We start from the raw sequence: 18944 nt of genomic DNA on the forward strand, positions 1-18944 counted from the left end.
CGCCGTCACGGTGCGTGTGGCGTGGGGGTGCGCCGGTATCGCACTCCGCGTCCACGCGGCGCCCTGCGCATCGCGCGGCGCGGCGGGAGCGCGGCGCGGGTTCCATCGCATCGCTCACTCCGAGCGAATCGTCGCCTTCTGGCGCGAGCTCGGCGCTCGGCGCTCGCCGCGGCTTCGGGCGAGGCCCTGCATGAGCAGCTCCAGCTGGTGCTCGAGCTGCGTCCGAGCGAGGTCGGGCGTGGGGAACGCGCCGTTGAGGTAGCCAACCACCCCGAACACGTACAGCGCGAACGCATGAGTAGCCGCTTGCATGGGATCCACGGACGGCTCGATCTCGCCGCGGTCCTTCGCGCGGGCGACGAGCTCCGCGAGGCGCGCGACGAAGCCCCGCGTCAATGCGAGCACGTCGTCGCTCTCTCCCACCTCGAGGAAGAGGAGCTCCTTCATGAACACTCGAGAGAGGCGAGGGTCCCTGGCGTAGTAGGCGTAGAAACTGCCGAAGACGTGCCCGATCTGCTCCACCAGCGGCGCGTCGCCCGGCACCGACGCGAGAGCCTTCTCCTGGACGGCGGAGACCTCGTCCTTGAAGAGGTGAAACAGGAGCTCGCGCTTCTCCTTGAAGTAGAGGAAGAAGGTGCCGGCGGCGACCCCAGCCTTCGCCGCGATGGCCCGAGTCGTCGTCTCGTCGAACCCCTTCTGGACGAAGAGCGCCCGTCCCGCGCGCACGATCCGCTCGAGCTTCTGCTCCTTGTTGCGCTCCCGAAGCCCCGAGCGGGCGCCGCCGCTGGGAACGCGGCGACCGGGCCGACCACGATGATTCATGTGAACCCTCGATCCGTGCGGAACGCCTAGCGCATCGCTTCCGCTGCCGCACTTCGGCGACAGCGAGTTATCCCGGACGGGCGCCCGCACCGTCAACGGCTCTCGAGACCTTGACCGGCGCCGCGCTTCGCGTTACTGAGCATGCTCATTTCTGAGCATGCTCACATGCTCGTCGAACGCCGGTCAAGGGCGCGCCGGGCGTCGGGAGGGATCGAGAATGGCCGCTCAGCGGATGGCTCGCGGGCTCGGAGGTGACGTCGCGCTTTCCCACACGAGCCGGCTCGACGACCTCATCAACCTGGCCCGCGAGAGCTCGCTCTATTTCCTGCTCTTCGGTCTCGCGTGCTGCGGCATCGAGATCATGCAGCTCGGCGGTCCGCGGGCGGACGTGATGCGCTTCGGAGCGATCCCGCGAGCGTCGCCACGCCAGGCCGACCTCATCATCATCGCCGGCACCCTCACGTACAAGATGGCCGCGCGGGTGAAGCTCCTGTACGAGCAGATGCCGGAGCCGAAATACGTCATCTCGATGGGCTCCTGCTCGAACTGCGGCGGGCTGTTCCAGAACGCCTATTCCGTCTGCAAGGGTGTCGACAAGGTGATCCCGGTCGACGTCTACGTGCCGGGATGCCCGCCCCGGCCCGAGGCCGTCATCGAGGGCCTCCTTCGGCTGCAAGAGATCATCCGCGGCGAGCGCTGGGCCACGCGGCGCCGCCCAGCAGCTGCGTCGCGCTAGGAACCGAGAGGACATCGACATGGACGAGCGAGCGGACCGTACCGAGTCCACCATGCTGGTCAACTTCGGCCCGCAGCACCCGGCCACGCACGGCGTCATCAACTTCCTCGTCGAGACGGATGGCGAGGTGCTGAAGCGGGCGACCCCGGAGGTCGGGTATCTACACCGCTCGATCGAGAAGTCTGCCGAGCGAATCGGATACGCCGCCTTCGTTCCCTTCACCGACCGGGTGGACTACCTGGCGGCGATGTTCGCCAACGAGGGCTACGCGATCGCGCTGGAGAAGCTCCTCGGCGTGGAAGTACCGTCTCGCGCGCAGTGGCTGCGTGTCATCTCCTGTGAGCTGAATCGGATCGCGAGTCACCTCGTGGCCGCAGGCACGATGGCAATGGACGTCGGCACCTTCACGGGCTTCCTGCACGGGGTGCGCGAGCGCGAGGCCATCAACGATCTCATGGAAGAGCTCTGCGGCGCCCGCCTGACGTACAACTATCACCGGATCGGCGGCGTCGCGTTCGACCTGCCGACGGGGTGGAGGGACAAGGCCCTCCGGTTCCTCGACCACTTCGACAAGTTCCTCGTCGAGTTCGATCGGCTCATCTCGTTCAACCAGATCTTCGTGAAGCGCCTCGCGAACGTGGCGGTCATCCCGGGCCCGACAGCGATCGACTACGGCCTCGTCGGGCCGAACCTGCGCGGTTCGGGGGTGGACTGGGACCTCCGCCGCGACATGCCGTATGGCGCCTACTCGCACTTCGAGTTTTCGGTGCCCGTGGGCAAGGGGTTCTGCGGCACCGTCGGCGACTCTTTCGACCGCTATTACGTTCGCTGCCTCGAGATGGCGGAGTCCTCCAGGATCGTACGCCAGGCGCTCGAGACCATTCCGGAGGGCGAGATCCGGGCCAGGGTGCCGAGGAACGTCAGACCAGACGCAGGCGAGACCTTCTCCCGGGTCGAGTCCGCGCGCGGGGAGATGGCGTACTACGTCGTGTCCGACGGCTCGAACACCCCGTGGCGCGTACGCATCCGCACCGGGAGCTTCGCGGCGATGGGGATCATCGAAGCCGTATCACCCGGGCTCATGGTCGCAGACCTGGTCGCGCTCATCGCCAGCCTGGACGTGATCGCTCCCGAGATCGATCGCTGACCCGCTGCTCCCCTCTCGGCGGCCGGCCGCGCGCTGCGCGACATCCACGCGTCCCTCGGCGCCCGGCGCCCTGACCGAGAGTACCGCGCAGCGGACCGACCGCCCAAGGCGCGACCCTCTCCTGCGGACCTCGTCTCGTTAACGGTTCGCAACGACATGCCCCGGCGACGGCACGCTGCCTGCCTTGCCGCCATCCCCATGACTGCGCCTCGCCGCGTTCTGCCCGGGACCGTCTACCTCATCACGCGTCGTTGCTCGGAACGCCGCTTCTTCCTTCGGCCGTCCAAGATCGTCAACGAAATCTTCCTTTATGTCCTAGCGCTCGCGGCGCAACGACACGGCGTTCTCGTCCACGTCCTCTGCGTCCTCTCGAACCATGCGCACCTCATCATCACCGATCCCCAAGGACGCCTTCCGTCGTTCATGCAGTACCTCGACTCCCTCGTCGGCCGCGCGGTGAACGCCTCGCTCGGGCGCTTCGAGGGTTTCTGGGCCACCGACGGGAGCTACAGCGCGGTCGAGCCCCTCGGCGCCGAGGACGTCCTCGCGAAGGCGGCCTACGTCCTCGCGAACCCCGTCGCTGCCGGGCTCGTCCGACGCGGCGCGGAGTGGCCGGGCCTCTGGACTGCACCCGAACAGATCGGCACCACCAAGCTCATGGCCCGCAGACCGAAGATCTTCTTCGACCCCAAAGGCTACCTCCCGGAAACAGTCGAGCTCGAGCTGACGGCTCCGTCGGGCTTTTCCTCCGCGGCCGAGTTCCGCACGCTGCTCTCGGCCGCCGTCCAGGAACTCGAGCAGAAGCACCACCAGGAGAGCGCGACCAACGGCCGTCGGTTCCTCGGCGTCGGGCGGGTCCTAGCGCAGAATCCGTTTGCGCGACCACCTGCCGGCGGCGAGCCTCGCTTCGAGCTCAAGCCCCGGATTGCCGCGCGCGACAAGTGGAGAAGGATCGAGGGCCTCCTTCGCCTGAAGTCCTTCGTCCTCGAGTACCGGCACGCCTTGGTCGAATGGTGCTCGGGCTCACGGAACGTGGTCTTCCCCGCCGGCACCTACCACCTACGCGTCCTCCATGGTGTGCAGTGCGCCGGCGCTGCGTAGAACCTTTCCGCTCGATCTCACCCCCTCAGCCGTGTCGGTGCCGCGCGCGACTCACCGTGGCAGCGGTGTGCCCGCAGACAACGATCTTCGCGTGCGCGCGCGCCCAAAGCGCGTCAGATGCCCTCGCGTTTGGCGTGAGTCGCCCGGACTGCCAATCTTCCACGCCCGAGTTGGGCATCTAACGTCCTCTCGCGCCCTGTCCGTCGATGGATACTCTCGGTCGGGCTCGCTAGATGGATACTCTCGGTCGGGCTCGCGCTACTCCAGCGCCCGCTCCAGCTCGTCGGGGTTCAGTGGCTTGGCGAGATGGCCGTCGAAGCCCGCGTCCTGGGCGCGCTGCCGGTCCTCCGGCTGCGCGTACCCGGTGACCGCGACGAGCCGCGTCCCGCGGAGCGCCTCGTCGCGCCGGAGCGCGCGGGCCACCTCGTAACCGTCCAGGTCCGGGAGCCCGATGTCGCAGAGGATCACCTCCGGGCGCAGCTTCCTCGCCGCCTCGATCCCGGAGCGCCCGTCGCGCACCACCGTGACCCGGTGACCGCCCAGCTCCAGGATGTCCGCGAGGCTCTGCGCGGCGTCCAGGTTGTCCTCGACGACGAGGACCGACCGGCGTCGGCTCGGCGCGCGCGCGCCCGCCTCGCCATCGGACGCGGCGGCGGCCGCCGCGAGGGGAAGCCTGATCGCGATCTCGGTCCCGTGCCCCACCCCGTTGCTCCGGGCCTCGACACTCCCGCCATGCAGCTCGATCAAGCCCTTCACCAGCGCGAGCCCGAGGCCGAGCCCGCCCTTCGTCCTCGCCAGCGACTGCTCGGCCTGCGCGAACGGCTCGAAGACGCGCGCGAGCATCGCCGGCTCGATCCCGATCCCGTCGTCGCGCACCGTCAGCCAGGCGCTCCCGTCCCGCGCCGTCAGCGCCAGCTTCACGGAACCGCCCGATGGCGTGAACTTGACCGCGTTCTGCAGCACGTTGCCGATGACCTGCGCGACGCGCACCGGATCCGCCTCGATCCAGATCGGGGTGTGCCCGTCCTCCACCGCGAGCTCGACCTTGGCCTGCACGAACAGCGAGTGGAAATCGCTCGCGGTCTTCCGGGCGAGGTCGCGCAGGTCGAGGCGCGCCTCGTGGAGCACGATCTTGCCGCGCGAGATCCGGGTCACGTCGAGCAGGTCGTCGATGAGCCGCGTGAGGTGCTCGGTCTGGCGCGCGATGACCTCCCGGGCGCGGCGCGCCTGCTCGCTGCCCGCAGGCGCACGATCGAGCAGGTAGATGCTGTTCCGGATCGGCGCGAGCGGGTTGCGCAGCTCGTGCGAGAGCACGCCCAGGAACTCGCTCTTGCGCTGGTCGGAGTCGCGCAACGCGGACTCGGCCCGCTTGCGGTCGGTGATGTCTTGCCACACGTTCACGAAGCGCAGCTCGCCGCCAATCCGGACCGGGCGCGTGCGGACGAGCACGTTGCGGATCTCGCCGGACTTCGTCCGGTGCCTCACCTCGTACTCGGCGCCCCCTCGAGCGGTGATCTCCGTGATGTGGTTGCGGACGTCGACCGGCTGCTCCTCGGCGTCCACGTCGGCGAGGTGCAGTCGCGCGAACTCCTCGCGCGTGTAGCCGAGCTGCTCGTGCGTCTGGTCGTTGAACGCGAGGATCCGCCCCTCCGCGTCGTTGAGGACGACGCCGCTCGGCGCGAGCGTGAACAGCGAGCGGTACAGGTCCTCGCTCTCGCGCAGCGCCCGCTCGGCGTTCTTGAGGTCGGTGATCTCGACGCCCATCAGGCCGACGCCGCGCTTGCCGCCCGGAAGCTGCACCGGGAAGCACGACGAGCGCCAGTACGCGAGCTCGGCTGCCCGGCCCCGCCACGCGATCTGCGCCTCCTGGTTCAGCGCCGGCTCTCCCCTGTCGATGACCCGCCTCAGCACGGGACCGAGCTCTTCGATCAACGCCGGCGCGAGCTCCGCGACCCGCTTTCCGACGATGCTCTCGCGCGTGAGCCCGAAGTACGTGGGCGTCGTCGCGTCGGTCTTCACGTACCGGAACTCCTCGTCCGCGAGGACGAGGAGCCCGGGGGAGTTCGCGAAGAACGCGTCGAGGGCGGCCTCGGACCGCCGCAGCTCCTCCTCGGCTTGCTTCCGCTTCCGGACGTCGCGGAAGAAGATCGCGATCCCGCCGCTGCTCGTCGGGTACGCGGTCACGCTGCTCCAGAGGTCGAGCGGCGCGTAGTAGTTCTCGAACGCGACGGGGACGCGTTCCTCCATGCAGCGGTGGTACTCGCGCCACCACGGCGAATCCGGGCGCGCCGACTCCGGCCAGAGCTCCCAGTGCGTCCTCCCGACGGACTGCTCGCGAGGCGTCTTCGTGAGCTGCTCCTGGCGCGCGTTGACGCGGACCAGCCGGTACTCCGAATCCAGCTCGCAGAACGCGTCCCCCAGGTCCAGCAGCTCGGACGCGTGCCGGAGCGCGTCCTGCTTCCGCTGCTCGTCGGTGACGTCGTGGAAGATGACGCAGGCGTACTGCTCGCTCCCCTCCACCATGATGAGCGACGACGACGCCTCGACCGGGAACACCGTTCCGTCGTTGCGCCGCGCGGTGATGCGCCCGTGCGCTGCTCCCGTTCGCTCGCGCTCGGAGAGGAATGCCTCCAGCGCTGCGTCGCGGACGACGTAAGCCGCCCGACCTCGCCCGCAGACCTCGGACTCGGGCGCGCCGTACACGCGACACGCCGCCGGGTTCGCCCGCACCACCGTCCCGTCGGTCCTGGTGATGATGACGCACTCCGGACTGTGCTCGAACAACGCCGTGTAAAGGTCATCGAGGGCCGGCGCGTCCGGCTCGGTGCCCACGCGGTCGCGGCGTACGTCGTGCGTCACGTCGTGCGCCGTGATCAGCAGCCCCGTCCCCCCCTCCATCGCAACGGGATCGAGGGTGCCTTCCCACCTCGTCTCGCGCCCGTTCACGACCTGCACGTGCCGGGGGACGTCGACGCGGAGCCCCGCGCGTGCACGGGCATGCATCTCCAGCACCGTCTCGCGCGTATCGGGGAAGAGCTCGACCATGCTCTGCCCGACGACCTGCTCCTCGGTGAACCCCGTCGAGCGCAGCCACTTGGCGTTCGCGCGCAGCACCGTCCCGTCGGGTGCGACGAGGCAGAGGCCGACCTCTTCCTTCTCGAACAGCAGGTCGGTGAGGGTCCGCGATGGGGTGGTGGGCGCCACCGGCATGGCTCTGGATCCTGCGCGCAAAGAGGGAGAACTTACCACTCGCGTTCGTCGTTCGCGGTTCCCTCCTGCGGCCGCGGCGTGGTGACGCGGGGCGTTCGCGCTCGAGTGGCCCGGCGCGACGTCGCGGGTGCCCTCGTCAGGGGAACCGCGGCGGCGGGTCCCCGGTCGCCGCCCGGAACGAGAGCACCGCGAACGCAGCGATCGAGTCCATGAACCCGAGGCTGTCCGGGTTCGATACCGGGTAGAGCAGCTCCCCCGCGAGCGCGATGTGCGGCCACAGTCGCCAGTAGGTCACGGGCCCGAGCATCACCAGTGGATCTCCGCCACGACCGGACTCGAAGGCCCACAGCGCGCGCCCGCCCAGGAGCGCCGTCCCGCCGCGGAGCGACGCGAGCCAGCCGGCGCTCACCGTGCCGAGCCAGTCCGGACGGTAAACGATCCTGTACAGCTCGTCGTACAGGTGGACGTCCCCGTGTGACGAGAGCTGCCGTACGCCGGCCACCTCGTAGATCGCGAAGCCGGGGCCAAGCGGAAGGCCTCCCTTCGCGGAGAGGTCGAGGACCCGCGACTCGAATCCATCGCCGCCGGGGATACGGGTGTGCCGGCGCTGGACCGGGAGAGGCAGGTGCTCGAACGTACGGACCCACCGAACGCCTCCTTCGAGCGCGAGGGCCTCGAGGTCGACCTTGGCGCCTACGCGCGCCGCGGCGGAGTTGAGCGTGAGGTAGCCGTGGGCGATGAGGCCGCCCCAGCGCGCGTCGGGCTTCCCGTACCCCGCGGCAAGGGCGACGTGCTGGGAGGTACCGAGATCCACGCCAGCGGAGAGGAACCGACGCGGCTCCGTTTCGTCCCCGCGGTTCCTCGGCTCGTCGGCGAGCGCGGCCGAGCACGCGGCGGCGAGCAGCGCGCCCAGGAGCGCGCGACGATCACGAAGGCGCGTCGTCGACCGGAGGTCCTTCTCACGGCCGCCCCGACACCGTCGTCGGCACATGTCGTGAGCTGGTCGAGCTCGTGCCAAGCTGGCCGGCCCCGCTGGAGCCCCAGTACGAGACGGATCCCGTGGTGGCACGGGCACAGGTGTGGCGGAAGCCCGCATCCAAGGCCTCGAACGAGAGATCGCCCGCAACCGCCGAGGGCGCCCGCCCGTCGATGCTGGACGCATCGCCGACCTGCCCCCGCTCGGCTCTCGCCCCAGCAGTATGCCTTTCCGCGGTCGCGCGCGTGGAGGCGGGTTGGAGGCGCTGAAGGGCTGAAAGAAAAAGGCCCCGGCGAACCGGGGCCTTTAACTGGAGCGGGAAAAGGGATTTGAACCCTCGACCCTCGCCTTGGCAAGGCGATGCTCTACCACTGAGCTATTCCCGCAGAATCCGTGCGAAGGACGCCGGTTATAGAGGCGCTCCGGGATGGTGTCAAGCGTCCATCTCTCGGGTGCGGCGGGGAGCGCCGGAGCCCGCCGGTGCTAACATCCGCGGCCCTCGTGACGACCCGGAACGCACCCAAGGACCCGCCCTCCTCCGCCCTCGCGCAGCTCCGCGAGGCCTCCCGCAAGAGCGCCGAGGACAAGCGGCTCCGCGCGCGCGTGGGCGGCGGGAAGAGCCGCGGCGCCGCGGGGAACGCGCTCCGGGCCCTCGGCCGCGCCCTCGTGCTCGGCCTCGCGAACCTCGTCTGGCCGCGTCCCCGCGCGGCGCAGCCGCCGCTCGCCTCCATCCGCAAGATCCTCGTCATCCGAGTGGACGAGCGCGTCGGGAACCAGCTCCTCACCACCCCGCTCCTCCGCGCCCTGAAGCTCGGGCTGCCTCGCGCCGAGCTCCACCTCCTCGCGCCGCGGCAGGGCCACCTCGTCGGCTCGCCGCACGTGGACCGGGCGATCCTCTGGCAGAAGCGGGACGCCTTCCGCGCGCCCGGGCGGTTCCTCGGCCTCGTGCGCGCGCTGCGACGCGAGCGCTACGACCTCGTGGTCGAGGCGGGCCACTGGTCGGCCTTCTCGCTCACCGCCGCGCTCCTCGCGCGCATCGTCGGCGGACGCGCAGGCTTCATCGTGGGCCACGACCGCGGCGACTCTGCCCGCTTCCTCTCCCACCCCGTCGCCCACGATGCGGCGAACGCCGTCGAGGTGCCCGCCAAGCTCGAGCTCCTCCGCCCGCTCGGGCTCCCGCCGAGCGGCCTCGAGCTCGACACCTCGCTCGGCGAGGATCTCGGCCCGGCCGACGCGCTGCTCGCGGGCGCGGGGCTCGCCGGCCGGCCGTTCGCGCTCCTCAACCCCGGCGCGCGGCTCGCCGACCGGCGCTGGCCGCCGGAGGCGTACGCAGCGGTCGCGCGCGGCCTCGCGGCGCGCGGGCTCGCGGTGCTCGTCGTGTGGGGTCCGGGCGAGGAGCCGCTCGCGCGCGCCATCGCGGAGGGCTCGGGCGCGACCCTCGCACCGCCCACCGATCTCGCGCTCCTCGCCGGGCTGATGCGCCGTGCGCGGCTCGTGGTGTCGAACAACTCGGGCCCGATGCACCTCGGCGTCGCCGTGCGGACGCCCACAGTGGGCGTCTTCTTCCGCGGCGACTCCGCGCGCTGGGGTCACCGCGTGCCGGGCTTCGCCGCCGCGGAGGTGCGCGCCGAATCCGAGACGGACGCGGTGCTCGCCGCCTGTGACCGGCTGCTCTCCGCCTCGCGCGGGTAGCCGGCCGCGCGGTCGCGTCCGTCGGAGCGCGCCGGGGTGCGGTAGACCGCCTCGATGAAGCTGGTGAAGTACTTCAGCGCCGACCAGACCGAGAAGAAGAGCGAGATGTAGAGCAGCCACGTCCCGACGCGGTTCGCGTCGAGGTCGAACGAGAAGAAGATCGCGTCGATCGGGTACGTGTAGTGCAACAGCAGGAAGGTGATGGAGGCGACCTGGAAGGCCGTCTTGTGCTTCCCCTCCTGCCCCGCCGCGATGACGATCCCCTCGCTCATCGCGATCGTGCGCAGGCCCGTCACGATGAACTCGCGGGCCATGACGACGATCACCACCCAGGCGGAGACGCGCCCGAGGTGGACGAGCATCACGAGCGCCGCCATCACGATGAGCTTGTCGGCGAGCGGGTCGAGGAACTTCCCGATCACCGTGACGAGGTTCTTCTTGCGCGCGACCCAGCCGTCGAGGAAGTCGGTCGCGCCGGTGACCGCGTAGACGACGCAGGCGATGAAGCTGTCGACGCGCGACTCGTGGAAGGTGAACCAGAGGAACACCGGGATCATCGCGATCCGCGTGAGCGTGATCGCGTTGGGCGCGTTCAGGAACTCCCGCGCGAGCGAGCGGCTCATGGCGCCCCTCGCTTGCATGGAGCCGTCGCGAGACGCGCGATGCCGTCGCCGGGCCGGGCGCCCCGAGGAGTGAGCACCGCAGGCGTGCCTGTAAGGCACGTCGAGGAGCGCAACGACGAGGCCGCCCGGCGGAGGCAGGCAGCGTGCGTCGCAGCAGGCTCCCTGCGGGCGGGTGGCGCCATCATGGCGTGCCCCCGCCCCCACCCTCCGCCACCGCCTCCGGATCCGCGAGCGCCCGCCCCTCGCCGGTCAGCTCCACCGCGAGCGGCGCGCCCTCGGCCTCGTCGGCGAGCGGCCCGAGCCGCGGCGTGAGGGCGCCGGTCCAGCCGACGAGCGCGGTGAGCGGGAGCCGCACCGGCGTGCCGGGCACGACGTCGATCGCGACGGGCTCGCCGCGAGACGCGACGAGCAGCGCGCCCTGCCCGCGGATGTGGACGAGGTTCAGCTCGCCCGCGGACGACGGCACCCTCCCGTTCTCGAACGCGAGGCCCGCGTCGAGGCCGCACACCGCGTCCTCGCGGAAGTAGGCGGCCTCGCCGCCGAGCTCCAGCGCGGTGAGGCGCCGGTCGCCGGCGCGCAGGAGGAGCACGCCGTCGCCGCTCGCGTGGTACATGCGCGCGGCACCCTGGCCGAAGGGCGTCTCGGTCACGCGCCCGCGGAAGCGCTTCACGTCCCCGGCGAGCGCGACCTGCCCGCGGATCGCGAACAGGCCCTCGAGCCGGACGCGCAGCTCGCCGCGCACCGCGACCGCGAGGACCCCGTCCTGCACCGCGAAGGGAGCGGCCCCCTCGAGCGCGAGGACGCGGGAGGCGGCCCACGCGGAGAGCGCCGGGGGCGAGGCCTGCGCGATCGGGGCAGGAGGAGCGGCGCGCTCGTCCTCTGCCGCGAGGGCCGCGGACGCCGCGTCGAACGCGTCGGATCCGGAGAGCGGAGCTTCGGCGGCGAGATCGGCGACCGGCACCGGCGTCGCGAGCGGCTCGAGCTGCTCAGCGGGTAGCGGTTCGCCGGGGGCGCCTTCGTCGGCGACGGCAACGGGCGGCGCGGCCTCCTCCTCCGCGCCGGCGGGGCCGGCGAGGAGCGCGTCGCAGCGCGCGATCATGTGCTCGGCGCCGGTCCGCTCGAACCAGGCGCGCGCGGCGGCGGGGTCGCCTCCCTCGAGCAGCGCGAGGCCGAGGTAGCCCATCGCCTTGCGGTGGTCGGGGTTGAGGTCGAGCGCGATCTGGAGCTGCCGGGCCGCGTCGGCGTGGCGCTTCGCCTTGAGGCGCGCGAGCCCGAGGTTCACGCGCGCCGCCGGCTCGACCGGGCTCTCGTCCACGAGCACCTGCCACACGTCGCCCGCGTCCTCGAATCGGCCGAGGCGGTAGTACGCCTGGCCGAGCAGGCCCAGGACCTTCACGTCCTTCGGGCGCAGCGTGCGCGCCCGCTCGAGGGCGGCACGCGCGCCGTCCGCGTCGCCGGCGCCGATGAGCTCGGTCCCGCGCGAGAGGTGGAACAGGAACTCCTCGTCGAGTCCCTCGACCTCGTGGGTGCCGCCGCGCCTGGCCAAAGGGTTCACTTCCCGGCCTTGTAGGCCTCGTACAGGGCGACGACCTTGCGGACGTACTCGCGCGTCTCCGGGATGTTCGGGACGTCGCCGCCTGCGCGGCGGACCGCCTCCGGCCCGGCGTTGTACGCCGCGAGCGTCCTCATGAGATCGCCCTGGTACTGGTTCGCGAGGATGCGCAGGTAGCGCGCCCCGCCGTCGATGTTCTGGCCCGGGTCCCAGGCGTCGGACACGTACATGTCCTTCGCCGTCCCGGGCATGAGCTGCATGAGTCCCATCGCGCCCTTCTCGGACACGGCGCGGTGATCGAAGTTCGACTCGACCGACATCACCGCGAGGAGCAGCGCCTCGGGCAGCGCGTAGCGCGCCGCCGCCGAGGTGATGTGGGCGCGCCACTGCGTGTAGCGCTCGTCAGCGGACGCCGCCGGGCGCGCGCGCGCCTGCGACCCGGAGCGATAGACGCCGCCGCCGCTCCTCGCGCGGTTCACCCGGCGGTAGCGCGGGTCGTTCGGCGCGTTCGAGAAGTGCACCACGCCGTCCGAGTCGACGTACGAGTAGACGTCTCCGCCCCGCGCCAGCGCGGGCGCGCAGAGGAGCCCCACGAGGGCGAGGCCGACGAGGGAGCGAGGGCCGGACATGCGGTGGGAAAAACCTACCAAGAGCACGTCGGGACGGACAACTTTATTCCCCCACCGGCACGCACACACATGCGCTACACAATGACGCCATGAATACCCTCTCCCCGCGCGAGCACGTCGACTTCCTCGTCCTGGGCGGCGGTGTCGCCGGCCTGACGTTCGCCCTCGAGGCCGCGAATCACGGCTCGGTGCTGGTCCTCACGAAGCGGCAGCGCTCGGAGGGCTCCACGCAGTACGCCCAGGGCGGCGTCGCCTCGGTGCTCGGGCCCGACGACGACTTCGAGCTCCACATCCAGGACACGCTCGTCGCCGGCGCGGGGCTCTGCCGGCGCGAGGCGGTGGAGGTGACCGTCCGCGAGGGACCCGATCGCATCCGCTGGCTGATGTCGCTCGGCGTGGAGCTCGATCGGGAGGCCCCGGATCGGCTGCACCTCACCCGTGAGGGCGGCCACTCGCGCCGTCGTGTCGCGCACGCGAAGGACACGACCGGCCGGGAGATCGAGCGCGCGCTCCTCGCCGCCTGCGACGCGCGCGGGATCCGCATCGAGGAGGACCACGTCGCGGTCGACCTGGTGACGAGCGGCAAGGCCGGCATCGGCGGCCCGAGCCGGGTGCTCGGCGCGTACGTGCTCCACCGCGACACCGGCGTCGTCTCCACCCTCTCGGCGGGCGCGACCATCCTCGCCACCGGCGGCTCGGGCAAGGTCTACCTCTATACCTCGAACCCCGACGTCGCGACCGGCGACGGGGTCGCCATGGCGTACCGCGCCGGCGCGACGGTCGCGAACATGGAGTTCTTCCAGTTCCACCCGACCTGCCTCTTCCACCCGCAGGCGAAGAGCTTCCTCATCAGCGAGGCGCTCCGCGGTGAGGGCGGCATCCTCCGCAACGCCGCGGGCGACGCGTTCATGGTGCGCTACGACCCGCGCAAGGAGCTCGCGCCGCGGGACGTCGTCGCGCGCTCCATCGACGCGGAGATGAAGAAGCGCGGCGACGACTGCGCGTTCCTCGACATGACGCACCTGCCGAAGAGCTTCCTGCTCGAGCACTTCCCGCACATCTACGCGACGTGCAAGGAGTTCGGCATCGACATGGCGGCGCAGCCGATCCCCGTCGTCCCGGCCGCGCACTACCAGTGCGGCGGCGTCGTAACGGATCTCGTCGGCCGCACCTCCATCCCGCGCCTCTATGCCATCGGCGAGGTCTCCTGCACCGGCCTGCACGGCGCGAACCGGCTCGCCTCCAACTCGCTCCTCGAGGGCCTCGTGTTCGGCCGGCGCGCCGCGCTGCGCGCCGCGGACGAGCTCTCCGAGGGGAGCGGGCCGCCGCCGCACATCCCGGACTGGAACCCGGGCTCGGCGCTCGCGCCCGAGGAGGGCGTCGTCGTCGCGCACAACTGGGACGAGCTCCGGCGCGTGATGTGGAACTACGTCGGCATCGTGCGCACGCAGAAGCGGCTCGAGCGCGCGCGCACCCGCATCGCCATGCTGCGGAGCGAGATCCGCGACTATTACTGGCAGTACAACCTCACGCCGGACCTCGTCGAGCTCCGGAACCTCGCCGACGTCGGGATGCTCATCGTCGAGTGCGCCCGCCAGCGCAAGGAGTCGCGCGGGCTGCACTACATCCTCGACTACCCCAAGAGCGACGATCGCTGGCTGCGCGACACGCTCATCACGCGCGGCGATCTCGAGTAGCGGGGCCGCTCGCGCGGCGGCCGCGCCGCGAAGGTCAGCGCCCCTCGGGCGGCGACGGCTGGATGAGCGGCGTGGGGAGCGGCGGCGAGGTGTAGTCGAGCTCGAGCACGCCGAGCGCGCTCGCGATCTCGAGCACGTAGCCCTCGTCCGCGAGCGGTCCCTCCTTCGGGACGGGGAACTGCACCCGGTAGACGGTGTCGAACGGGCCCACCCAGGGGAAGAGGCCGTGCAGCTCGTCGTCGGCGTCGGCGATGTGCGCGCCGACGCTGACGAGCTCCCCCGCCTCGCTCTTCACCGCCACGTGCCAGATGCTCCTCGGCGCGTCGAGGTCGTTCGCCCTCGACGAGGGCGTGTAGAAGACGAGCAGGAACTCCTCGCCGGCCGCCGCCTCGGCGCGCTCCCTCGCGAGCCGCTGCTCGAGCTCCTCCGCCGTCCACCCCTTCCACTCGGCGAGGCGGCGCGCGCGCGCCTCGCGCACCGGGAGCGACAGGTGGGTCGCGGTCGCGGTCGCGCGGTGATCGAGGCCGTCGTAGAGCAGGTCGCGGCGGGTGGCCTGGTCGCGCTTCTCCGCCCACTCGCCCTGGTCGGTGCGGGGATACGGCGTGCGCGAGCGGATCGTGCAGCCGGCCGCCAGGAGCGCGAGCCCCAGCAGGGCGCGGACCACCGCGGCGCGGGTCATCCGAGGAAGTCCTGGCGCGTGAAGAGCGCCTGGAGCGGCACGCCCTGCGCCTCGATCGCCTCGCGGCCGCCCTCCATCCGATCCACGAGCGCGAGGCACGCGACCGGCTCGAGCTTCTCCGCCCGGCAGCGCTCGATGGCCTTGAGCGCGCTGCCGCCCGTGGTCACCACGTCCTCGATGACGACGACGCGGCTGCCGTCCGGGATGGTCTTGCGCCCCTCGATCCACTGCCCGGTGCCGTGGCCCTTCGGCTCCTTGCGGACGATGAACGAGTCGACCGTGCCGGGGGGATGAACGCCTCCCAGACCGCCCGCTCGCTCGTGCTCCAGGAAGCTCGTGAGCGCGATCGCGCTGGCGATGGGATCGGCGCCGAGGGTGAGGCCGCCGACGCCGCGCACGAGCGGCTGGATGCGGCGGACGCGGTCGAACAGGAGCCGGCCGACGAGGACGTGCCCCTCGGCGGTGAGCGTCGTCCGCTTGCAGTCCACGTAGAAGTCGCTCTCCTTGCCGGAGGCGAGGATCACCTTCCGGCGCTCGAAGGAGAGCTCGCGCAGGAGCTCGAGGAGCCGGGCGCGATCGGTGTCGAGGCTCATTCTTCCTCTCCCTCGAGGTGCGGCAGGAGCGCCGCCACCCAGCGGGCCTGCGCCAGGATCTGGCGGCGGCCCTCGGGCGGCAAGTCTGCCCAGGCCCCCACGGCGAGCGCGAGATCCTGGTTGAGCTCCCAGAAGCGCCGCGCCACGTCCTGAGCGAGCTCGTCCGGGGTGACCTCCACGGGGACCTCCTCGGGGACCAGGCGCTCGGCCTCGTCGGCCTCCTGCTCGCGCTCGAGCGCGGCGTCCTCGTCGGGCGCGGGCGCCGGGGCCTCGGCTGCGGCGGGCGCGCCCGCCTCGAGGAAGGCGAAGAAGCGCTCGCGCAGCTCGGGCTCGAGCGGCGCGCGCACGCGCGCCTCGTCCACGAGTTCGTCCGCCCACGGCGCGACTCCCGTCCCGGCGAGCCGCTCCCGGAGCGCGCCCAGGGCCGCGCCGTCGAGCGGCTCGGTGAGCAGGGCCTGCCCGAGCGCGACGCCCCAGGCGTCCTCCTCGGAGAGCTGCTCGTGCACGCGCGCGAGCACCCGCTCGCGCATGAGCATCCGGAGCGCGGCCAGCCGGCGGAAGCCGGCGACGACCTGGTAACGGCCCGGCGCCGCCGGGTCCGGCCGGAGCTCGACGGGCGAGAGCTGACCGAGGCGGCCGATCGAGGCCGCGAGGTGCGACACGTCGCCCTCCGGGCGCACCCGGAAGGTCGCGTCGTCGGTGACGGCGGCGAGGGGTACGAACGCGACGGCGCCCGTCGCATGGGCGGGCGCCGTCGTGCGCGGCTCGAGCTCCACGGCGAGCCTCGAGACCGGCTACTTCCGCTTCACGATCACCTTGCGCTTCACCGCGCCCATCGCGACGGGCGCAGGGGGCGCGGGCGGCTTCGGCGCGGCGACGGCCACGGTCTTCTCCTCCATCTTGCGCTCGATCGGGACCGGGCGCGGCGCGGGGCGGAGGGCCGGGCGCGACGGCAGCGGGGCCGGGCGCGAGACGACGGTGCGCGTCTCGCGCTCCGCCTCCACGTCCACCTCGCCCATGTCGATGCGGCCGCGGAAGCTCGCGCCGTCGACGATGATCACGCGCGGCGCGCTGATGTCGCCGACCATCCGGCCTTCCCGGGTGATCTCGACCGACTCGGTGGCGGTGACGTTGCCGACGATGGCGCCGGAGATGATGCAGTTCTTGACCTGGACCTCGGCCTTCACGACGCCGGTCGGCTCGACCACGAGGGTCTTCGTGAGGGTCAGCGTGCCCTCGACCCGGCCGCGGACCGTGAGGTCCTCGTCGCCGTTGAGGGAGCCGCTGATGAGGATGGACTCGCCGATGATGGTGCTGCCGTCGATGGTCGCCACGGTCACTTCCCCTTCGTTTCCTTGACGTCCATGTCCACGTTGCCCTTGAAGAGGGCGCCGTCGGCGATGAGGATGCGCGGAGCGCGGATGTCGCCCACGACCTTGCAGTCGGCCTTCAGCTCGACCTTGTCGCTCGCGGCGATGTTGCCCGTCACCTGGCCCGACACCTCGACGTTCGCCGTCTCGATGTCCGCCTCGATGACGCCCGAGCCCTCGACGTAGAGGCTCTCGCGCAGGCTGATGCGGCCCTTGACCGTGCCCTGGATGACGAGGTCCTCGTCACCCGAGATCTCGCCGTCGATCACGATCGAGCTTCCGATCACCGTGTGTGCGCCGCTGCGCGGCGACGGGACCTTCTCGATGCCAGCCATTTTCAGACGTCCTCCGGGAGCTTCACGTCCGTCGCGGACCCGCGTGGAGTGAAAGACCGGGGCAGGATAGAGGGCCTCTCCAGGGGGCGTCAACCCGCCTGAACGCCTCTTCACTTGGCGTGGGAGGAGAGCCACGCGATCGCCTCGGCGATGGGCCGATCGCGCTCCACCTCGTTGAAGATCTCGTGTCGGAACCCGTCGTACACCACGAGCCGCTTGTCCCTCGATCGCGCCGCGTCCACGAACGCGCGCGCGGCGGCCACGTCGGCGATGCGGTCGGCGCCCGCGGCGAGGACGAGCAGCGGCGCCTCGAAGCGCGCGGCGCCCCGCAGCACCGCGGCCTGCGCCCGGGTGGACTCGGCGAACCAGCGCGGCGTCGTGGCGCGGCCGTAGAGGGGGTCGTGGTCGGTCCAGCGCTGCAGCTCGAGGTCCGAGGTGAGGTCGGCCACGTCGAGCCCGGCCGACATCCGCAGCCAGGGGACGACCCGCCCGGCGAGCTTCGCGGCCAGGAGCTTCACCGCCGGCGGGTGGAACGCGAGGCGGAAGTACGGCGACGACAGCACGAACCCGTCCACCTCGCCGCCGCGGGCGAGCCCCCACGAGGCCGCCACGAGCGCCCCCTGGCTGTGCGCGAGGACGAACAGCTTGCCGGCGACGCCGTCGGCCCGGAGCTTCGCCACGAACGCGCCGAGGTCGGCGAGGTAGTCGGAGAACGCGTCCACGTGCCAGCGCTGGCCGTCGGACTGGCCGTGGCCGCGCAGGTCCACGAGCGCCACCTGGAACCCCGCGCGCACGAGCGCGGAGGTGACGGCCGGGTAGCGGCCGGAGTGATCGCCCGCGCCGTGGAGCACGATCACCGTGGCGCGGGGCGAGGGCGGCGTGTAGCGCTGCCAGTAGAGGCGAAGGTGGTCCGCCGAGTTGAGGAAGCCCTCCTCGTGGCGCGCCTCCGCCTCGGAGGGAAAGGAGGGGACCGGCATCCGCGGACGCTAACGGCGCGCCGCCGCGGGGTCAAGGCGTGGAGGGGGAGCGCGCCGTGGCCGCGAGCTCGCGCAGCTTCCGCTCGATCCCGGCCTTGCGCCCGGCGTCCGCCGCGCCCTCGTCGTCGTCGCCCGGGTCCGCCCCGAGCGCGCGGCGGTAGGCGCGAGCGGCGTCCCCCGTCCGCGAGAGCGCGCCGTAGGCGTCCCCGAGGTGCTCGAGGATGACCGCGTCCGGCCCGGCGAGCGCGTCGGCCTGCTCGAGGAGCTCCGCCGCGCGGGCGAACTCGCCGCGGCGGAACAGCACCCAGCCGAGCGAGTCGAGCACGTGGCCGGATCGCGGCCTTAGCTCGAGGGCGCGGCGCAGGAGCCGCTCCGCCTCGTCGAGCCGGTCGCCGCGCTCCGCGAAGGCGTAGCCGAGGAAGTTCAGCGCGTCGGGGTAGTCGGGGTGGAGCGCCAGGAGCGCCTGCATCTGCGCCACCGCCGTGTCGGGCTGGCCCGCCTGGTGGTACGTCGCGCCGAGCGCGTAGAGCAGCGCCTCGTCCCGCGGCGACGCCGCGAGGGCCGCCCGCAGCGCGGCGATCGCCTCCTGCGGCCTGCCCGCCCGCACGAGCGCCTGCGCGAGCGCGGTGGTGAGGTCGGCCACGTCCGCCCTCGCCGCCTCCCCGCGCCGCGCCTTGTCGGCCACGGCGGCGCGCAGGACCGCGATCCCCTCTCCGCGGCGTCCGGCGCGGGCGAGCACCGCCGCGCGCGCGAGGAGCAGCCGGACCTCTCCCGGGAAGGCGTCGAGCGGCGCCGCGAGCGCGCG

Annotated in this window: 18 protein-coding genes and 1 tRNA gene; 5 read left to right on the top strand and 14 right to left on the bottom strand. The window is 72.0% G+C overall.

The genetic code is table 11. The features are described from left to right. Positions 1–114: 114 nt before the first annotated feature. Positions 115–822, bottom strand: a complete 708-nt coding sequence (locus tag MNZ39_RS06365; protein WP_242336217.1) for a TetR/AcrR family transcriptional regulator — start codon at positions 820–822, stop codon at positions 115–117. Between the two features lie 217 nt (positions 823–1039). Here MNZ39_RS06365 and nuoB point away from each other — a divergent pair, with 217 nt between their 5' ends. The 3 genes from nuoB (at position 1040) to MNZ39_RS06380 (ending at position 3806) form a co-directional block, all read left to right on the top strand. Continuing rightward, positions 1040–1558, top strand: a complete 519-nt coding sequence (gene nuoB / locus MNZ39_RS06370; protein ID WP_374109392.1) for an NADH-quinone oxidoreductase subunit NuoB — start codon at positions 1040–1042, stop codon at positions 1556–1558. 19 nt (positions 1559–1577) lie between these two features. Beyond that, positions 1578–2705, top strand: coding sequence for an NADH-quinone oxidoreductase subunit D (locus MNZ39_RS06375; protein WP_242336221.1), 1128 nt, complete (start codon positions 1578–1580; stop codon positions 2703–2705). Positions 2706–2903: 198 nt separating this feature from the next. Further along, the gene (locus MNZ39_RS06380; protein ID WP_242336271.1) at positions 2904–3806 is read left to right on the top strand and encodes a hypothetical protein; all 903 of its coding nucleotides are present in this window, start codon (positions 2904–2906) and stop codon (positions 3804–3806) included. 258 nt (positions 3807–4064) lie between these two features. Here MNZ39_RS06380 and MNZ39_RS06385 read toward each other — a convergent pair whose 3' ends face one another. The 3 genes from MNZ39_RS06385 to MNZ39_RS06395 all read right to left on the bottom strand — a co-directional run bounded on the left by MNZ39_RS06385 (position 4065) and on the right by MNZ39_RS06395 (position 8378). Next, positions 4065–7016 (bottom strand): PAS domain S-box protein, encoded by a 2952-nt coding sequence (locus MNZ39_RS06385; RefSeq protein ID WP_242336224.1) that lies wholly within the window; start codon positions 7014–7016, stop codon positions 4065–4067. A gap of 136 nt (positions 7017–7152) precedes the next feature. Next, entirely contained in the window at positions 7153–7830 is a 678-nt protein-coding gene (locus MNZ39_RS06390) for a hypothetical protein (protein WP_242336227.1), read from the bottom strand. A 473-nt stretch (positions 7831–8303) separates the two neighbouring features. After that, positions 8304–8378: transfer RNA gene (locus MNZ39_RS06395), tRNA-Gly, on the bottom strand. Positions 8379–8493: 115 nt separating this feature from the next. On the opposite strand from MNZ39_RS06395, the gene MNZ39_RS24835 reads away from it, so the two are divergent. Next, entirely contained in the window at positions 8494–9684 is a 1191-nt protein-coding gene (locus tag MNZ39_RS24835; RefSeq protein WP_242336230.1) for a glycosyltransferase family 9 protein, read from the top strand. Here MNZ39_RS24835 and pgsA read toward each other — a convergent pair. From pgsA to MNZ39_RS06415, 3 genes are all read right to left on the bottom strand, one after another. After that, positions 9582–10307: a CDP-diacylglycerol--glycerol-3-phosphate 3-phosphatidyltransferase gene (gene pgsA / locus MNZ39_RS06405; protein WP_242336234.1), complete on the bottom strand. Its 726-nt coding sequence runs from the start codon at positions 10305–10307 to the stop codon at positions 9582–9584. The genes MNZ39_RS24835 and pgsA overlap by 103 nt on opposite strands. Positions 10308–10488: 181 nt before the next feature. After that, positions 10489–11862, bottom strand: a complete 1374-nt coding sequence (locus tag MNZ39_RS06410; RefSeq protein ID WP_242336237.1) for a tetratricopeptide repeat protein — start codon at positions 11860–11862, stop codon at positions 10489–10491. Beyond that, positions 11859–12488 carry a lytic transglycosylase domain-containing protein gene (locus MNZ39_RS06415; RefSeq protein ID WP_242336240.1) on the bottom strand — a complete coding sequence of 210 codons (630 nt, stop codon included), beginning with the start codon at positions 12486–12488 and terminating at the stop codon, positions 11859–11861. Before MNZ39_RS06415 ends, MNZ39_RS06410 begins: the two co-directional genes overlap by 4 nt. A gap of 89 nt (positions 12489–12577) precedes the next feature. Here MNZ39_RS06415 and nadB point away from each other — a divergent pair, with 89 nt between their 5' ends. Continuing rightward, complete coding sequence (nadB, locus tag MNZ39_RS06420; protein WP_242336243.1) at positions 12578–14185, top strand: L-aspartate oxidase; 1608 nt, start codon at positions 12578–12580, stop codon at positions 14183–14185. Between the two features lie 34 nt (positions 14186–14219). On the opposite strand, the gene MNZ39_RS06425 is transcribed toward nadB, so the two are convergent. The 7 genes from MNZ39_RS06425 to MNZ39_RS06455 form a co-directional block, all read right to left on the bottom strand. Then, the gene (locus tag MNZ39_RS06425; RefSeq protein WP_242336246.1) at positions 14220–14864 is read right to left on the bottom strand and encodes a hypothetical protein; all 645 of its coding nucleotides are present in this window, start codon (positions 14862–14864) and stop codon (positions 14220–14222) included. After that, positions 14861–15457, bottom strand: coding sequence for an orotate phosphoribosyltransferase (gene pyrE / locus MNZ39_RS06430; RefSeq protein ID WP_242336248.1), 597 nt, complete (start codon positions 15455–15457; stop codon positions 14861–14863). Before pyrE ends, MNZ39_RS06425 begins: the two co-directional genes overlap by 4 nt. Continuing rightward, positions 15454–16233 carry a ParB N-terminal domain-containing protein gene (locus tag MNZ39_RS06435; RefSeq protein ID WP_242336251.1) on the bottom strand — a complete coding sequence of 260 codons (780 nt, stop codon included), beginning with the start codon at positions 16231–16233 and terminating at the stop codon, positions 15454–15456. The genes pyrE and MNZ39_RS06435 overlap by 4 nt, the downstream gene beginning before the upstream one ends. 18 nt (positions 16234–16251) lie before the next feature. Next, positions 16252–16791 carry a polymer-forming cytoskeletal protein gene (locus MNZ39_RS24670; protein WP_242336254.1) on the bottom strand — a complete coding sequence of 180 codons (540 nt, stop codon included), beginning with the start codon at positions 16789–16791 and terminating at the stop codon, positions 16252–16254. 2 nt (positions 16792–16793) lie between these two features. Then, positions 16794–17162: a polymer-forming cytoskeletal protein gene (locus MNZ39_RS06445; RefSeq protein ID WP_242336257.1), complete on the bottom strand. Its 369-nt coding sequence runs from the start codon at positions 17160–17162 to the stop codon at positions 16794–16796. 110 nt (positions 17163–17272) lie between these two features. Then, positions 17273–18139 carry an alpha/beta hydrolase gene (locus MNZ39_RS06450; protein ID WP_242336260.1) on the bottom strand — a complete coding sequence of 289 codons (867 nt, stop codon included), beginning with the start codon at positions 18137–18139 and terminating at the stop codon, positions 17273–17275. A 31-nt stretch (positions 18140–18170) separates the two neighbouring features. Next, a partial coding sequence (locus MNZ39_RS06455) for a tetratricopeptide repeat protein (protein ID WP_242336263.1) occupies positions 18171–18944 on the bottom strand: 774 nt, incomplete at its 5' end.

The organism is Anaeromyxobacter sp. SG66, assembly GCF_022690805.1.
Taxonomy (GTDB): Bacteria; Myxococcota; Myxococcia; order Myxococcales; family Anaeromyxobacteraceae; genus Anaeromyxobacter; species Anaeromyxobacter soli.

What these genes read in the sequence shown, in the direction of transcription:
- nadB (WP_242336243.1), top strand. Translation starts at nt 12,578, where the DNA reads ATGAATACCCTCTCCCCGCGCGAGCACGTCGACTTCCTCGTCCTGGGC.
- nuoB (WP_374109392.1), top strand. Translation starts at nt 1,040, where the DNA reads ATGGCCGCTCAGCGGATGGCTCGCGGGCTCGGAGGTGACGTCGCGCTT.
- MNZ39_RS06445 (WP_242336257.1), bottom strand. Translation starts at nt 17,162, where the DNA reads ATGGCTGGCATCGAGAAGGTCCCGTCGCCGCGCAGCGGCGCACACACG.
- MNZ39_RS06365 (WP_242336217.1), bottom strand. Translation starts at nt 822, where the DNA reads ATGAATCATCGTGGTCGGCCCGGTCGCCGCGTTCCCAGCGGCGGCGCC.
- MNZ39_RS06415 (WP_242336240.1), bottom strand. Translation starts at nt 12,488, where the DNA reads ATGTCCGGCCCTCGCTCCCTCGTCGGCCTCGCCCTCGTGGGGCTCCTC.
- MNZ39_RS06385 (WP_242336224.1), bottom strand. Translation starts at nt 7,016, where the DNA reads ATGCCGGTGGCGCCCACCACCCCATCGCGGACCCTCACCGACCTGCTG.
- pyrE (WP_242336248.1), bottom strand. Translation starts at nt 15,457, where the DNA reads ATGAGCCTCGACACCGATCGCGCCCGGCTCCTCGAGCTCCTGCGCGAG.
- MNZ39_RS06375 (WP_242336221.1), top strand. Translation starts at nt 1,578, where the DNA reads ATGGACGAGCGAGCGGACCGTACCGAGTCCACCATGCTGGTCAACTTC.
- MNZ39_RS06425 (WP_242336246.1), bottom strand. Translation starts at nt 14,864, where the DNA reads ATGACCCGCGCCGCGGTGGTCCGCGCCCTGCTGGGGCTCGCGCTCCTG.
- pgsA (WP_242336234.1), bottom strand. Translation starts at nt 10,307, where the DNA reads ATGAGCCGCTCGCTCGCGCGGGAGTTCCTGAACGCGCCCAACGCGATC.
- MNZ39_RS06380 (WP_242336271.1), top strand. Translation starts at nt 2,904, where the DNA reads ATGACTGCGCCTCGCCGCGTTCTGCCCGGGACCGTCTACCTCATCACG.
- MNZ39_RS06450 (WP_242336260.1), bottom strand. Translation starts at nt 18,139, where the DNA reads ATGCCGGTCCCCTCCTTTCCCTCCGAGGCGGAGGCGCGCCACGAGGAG.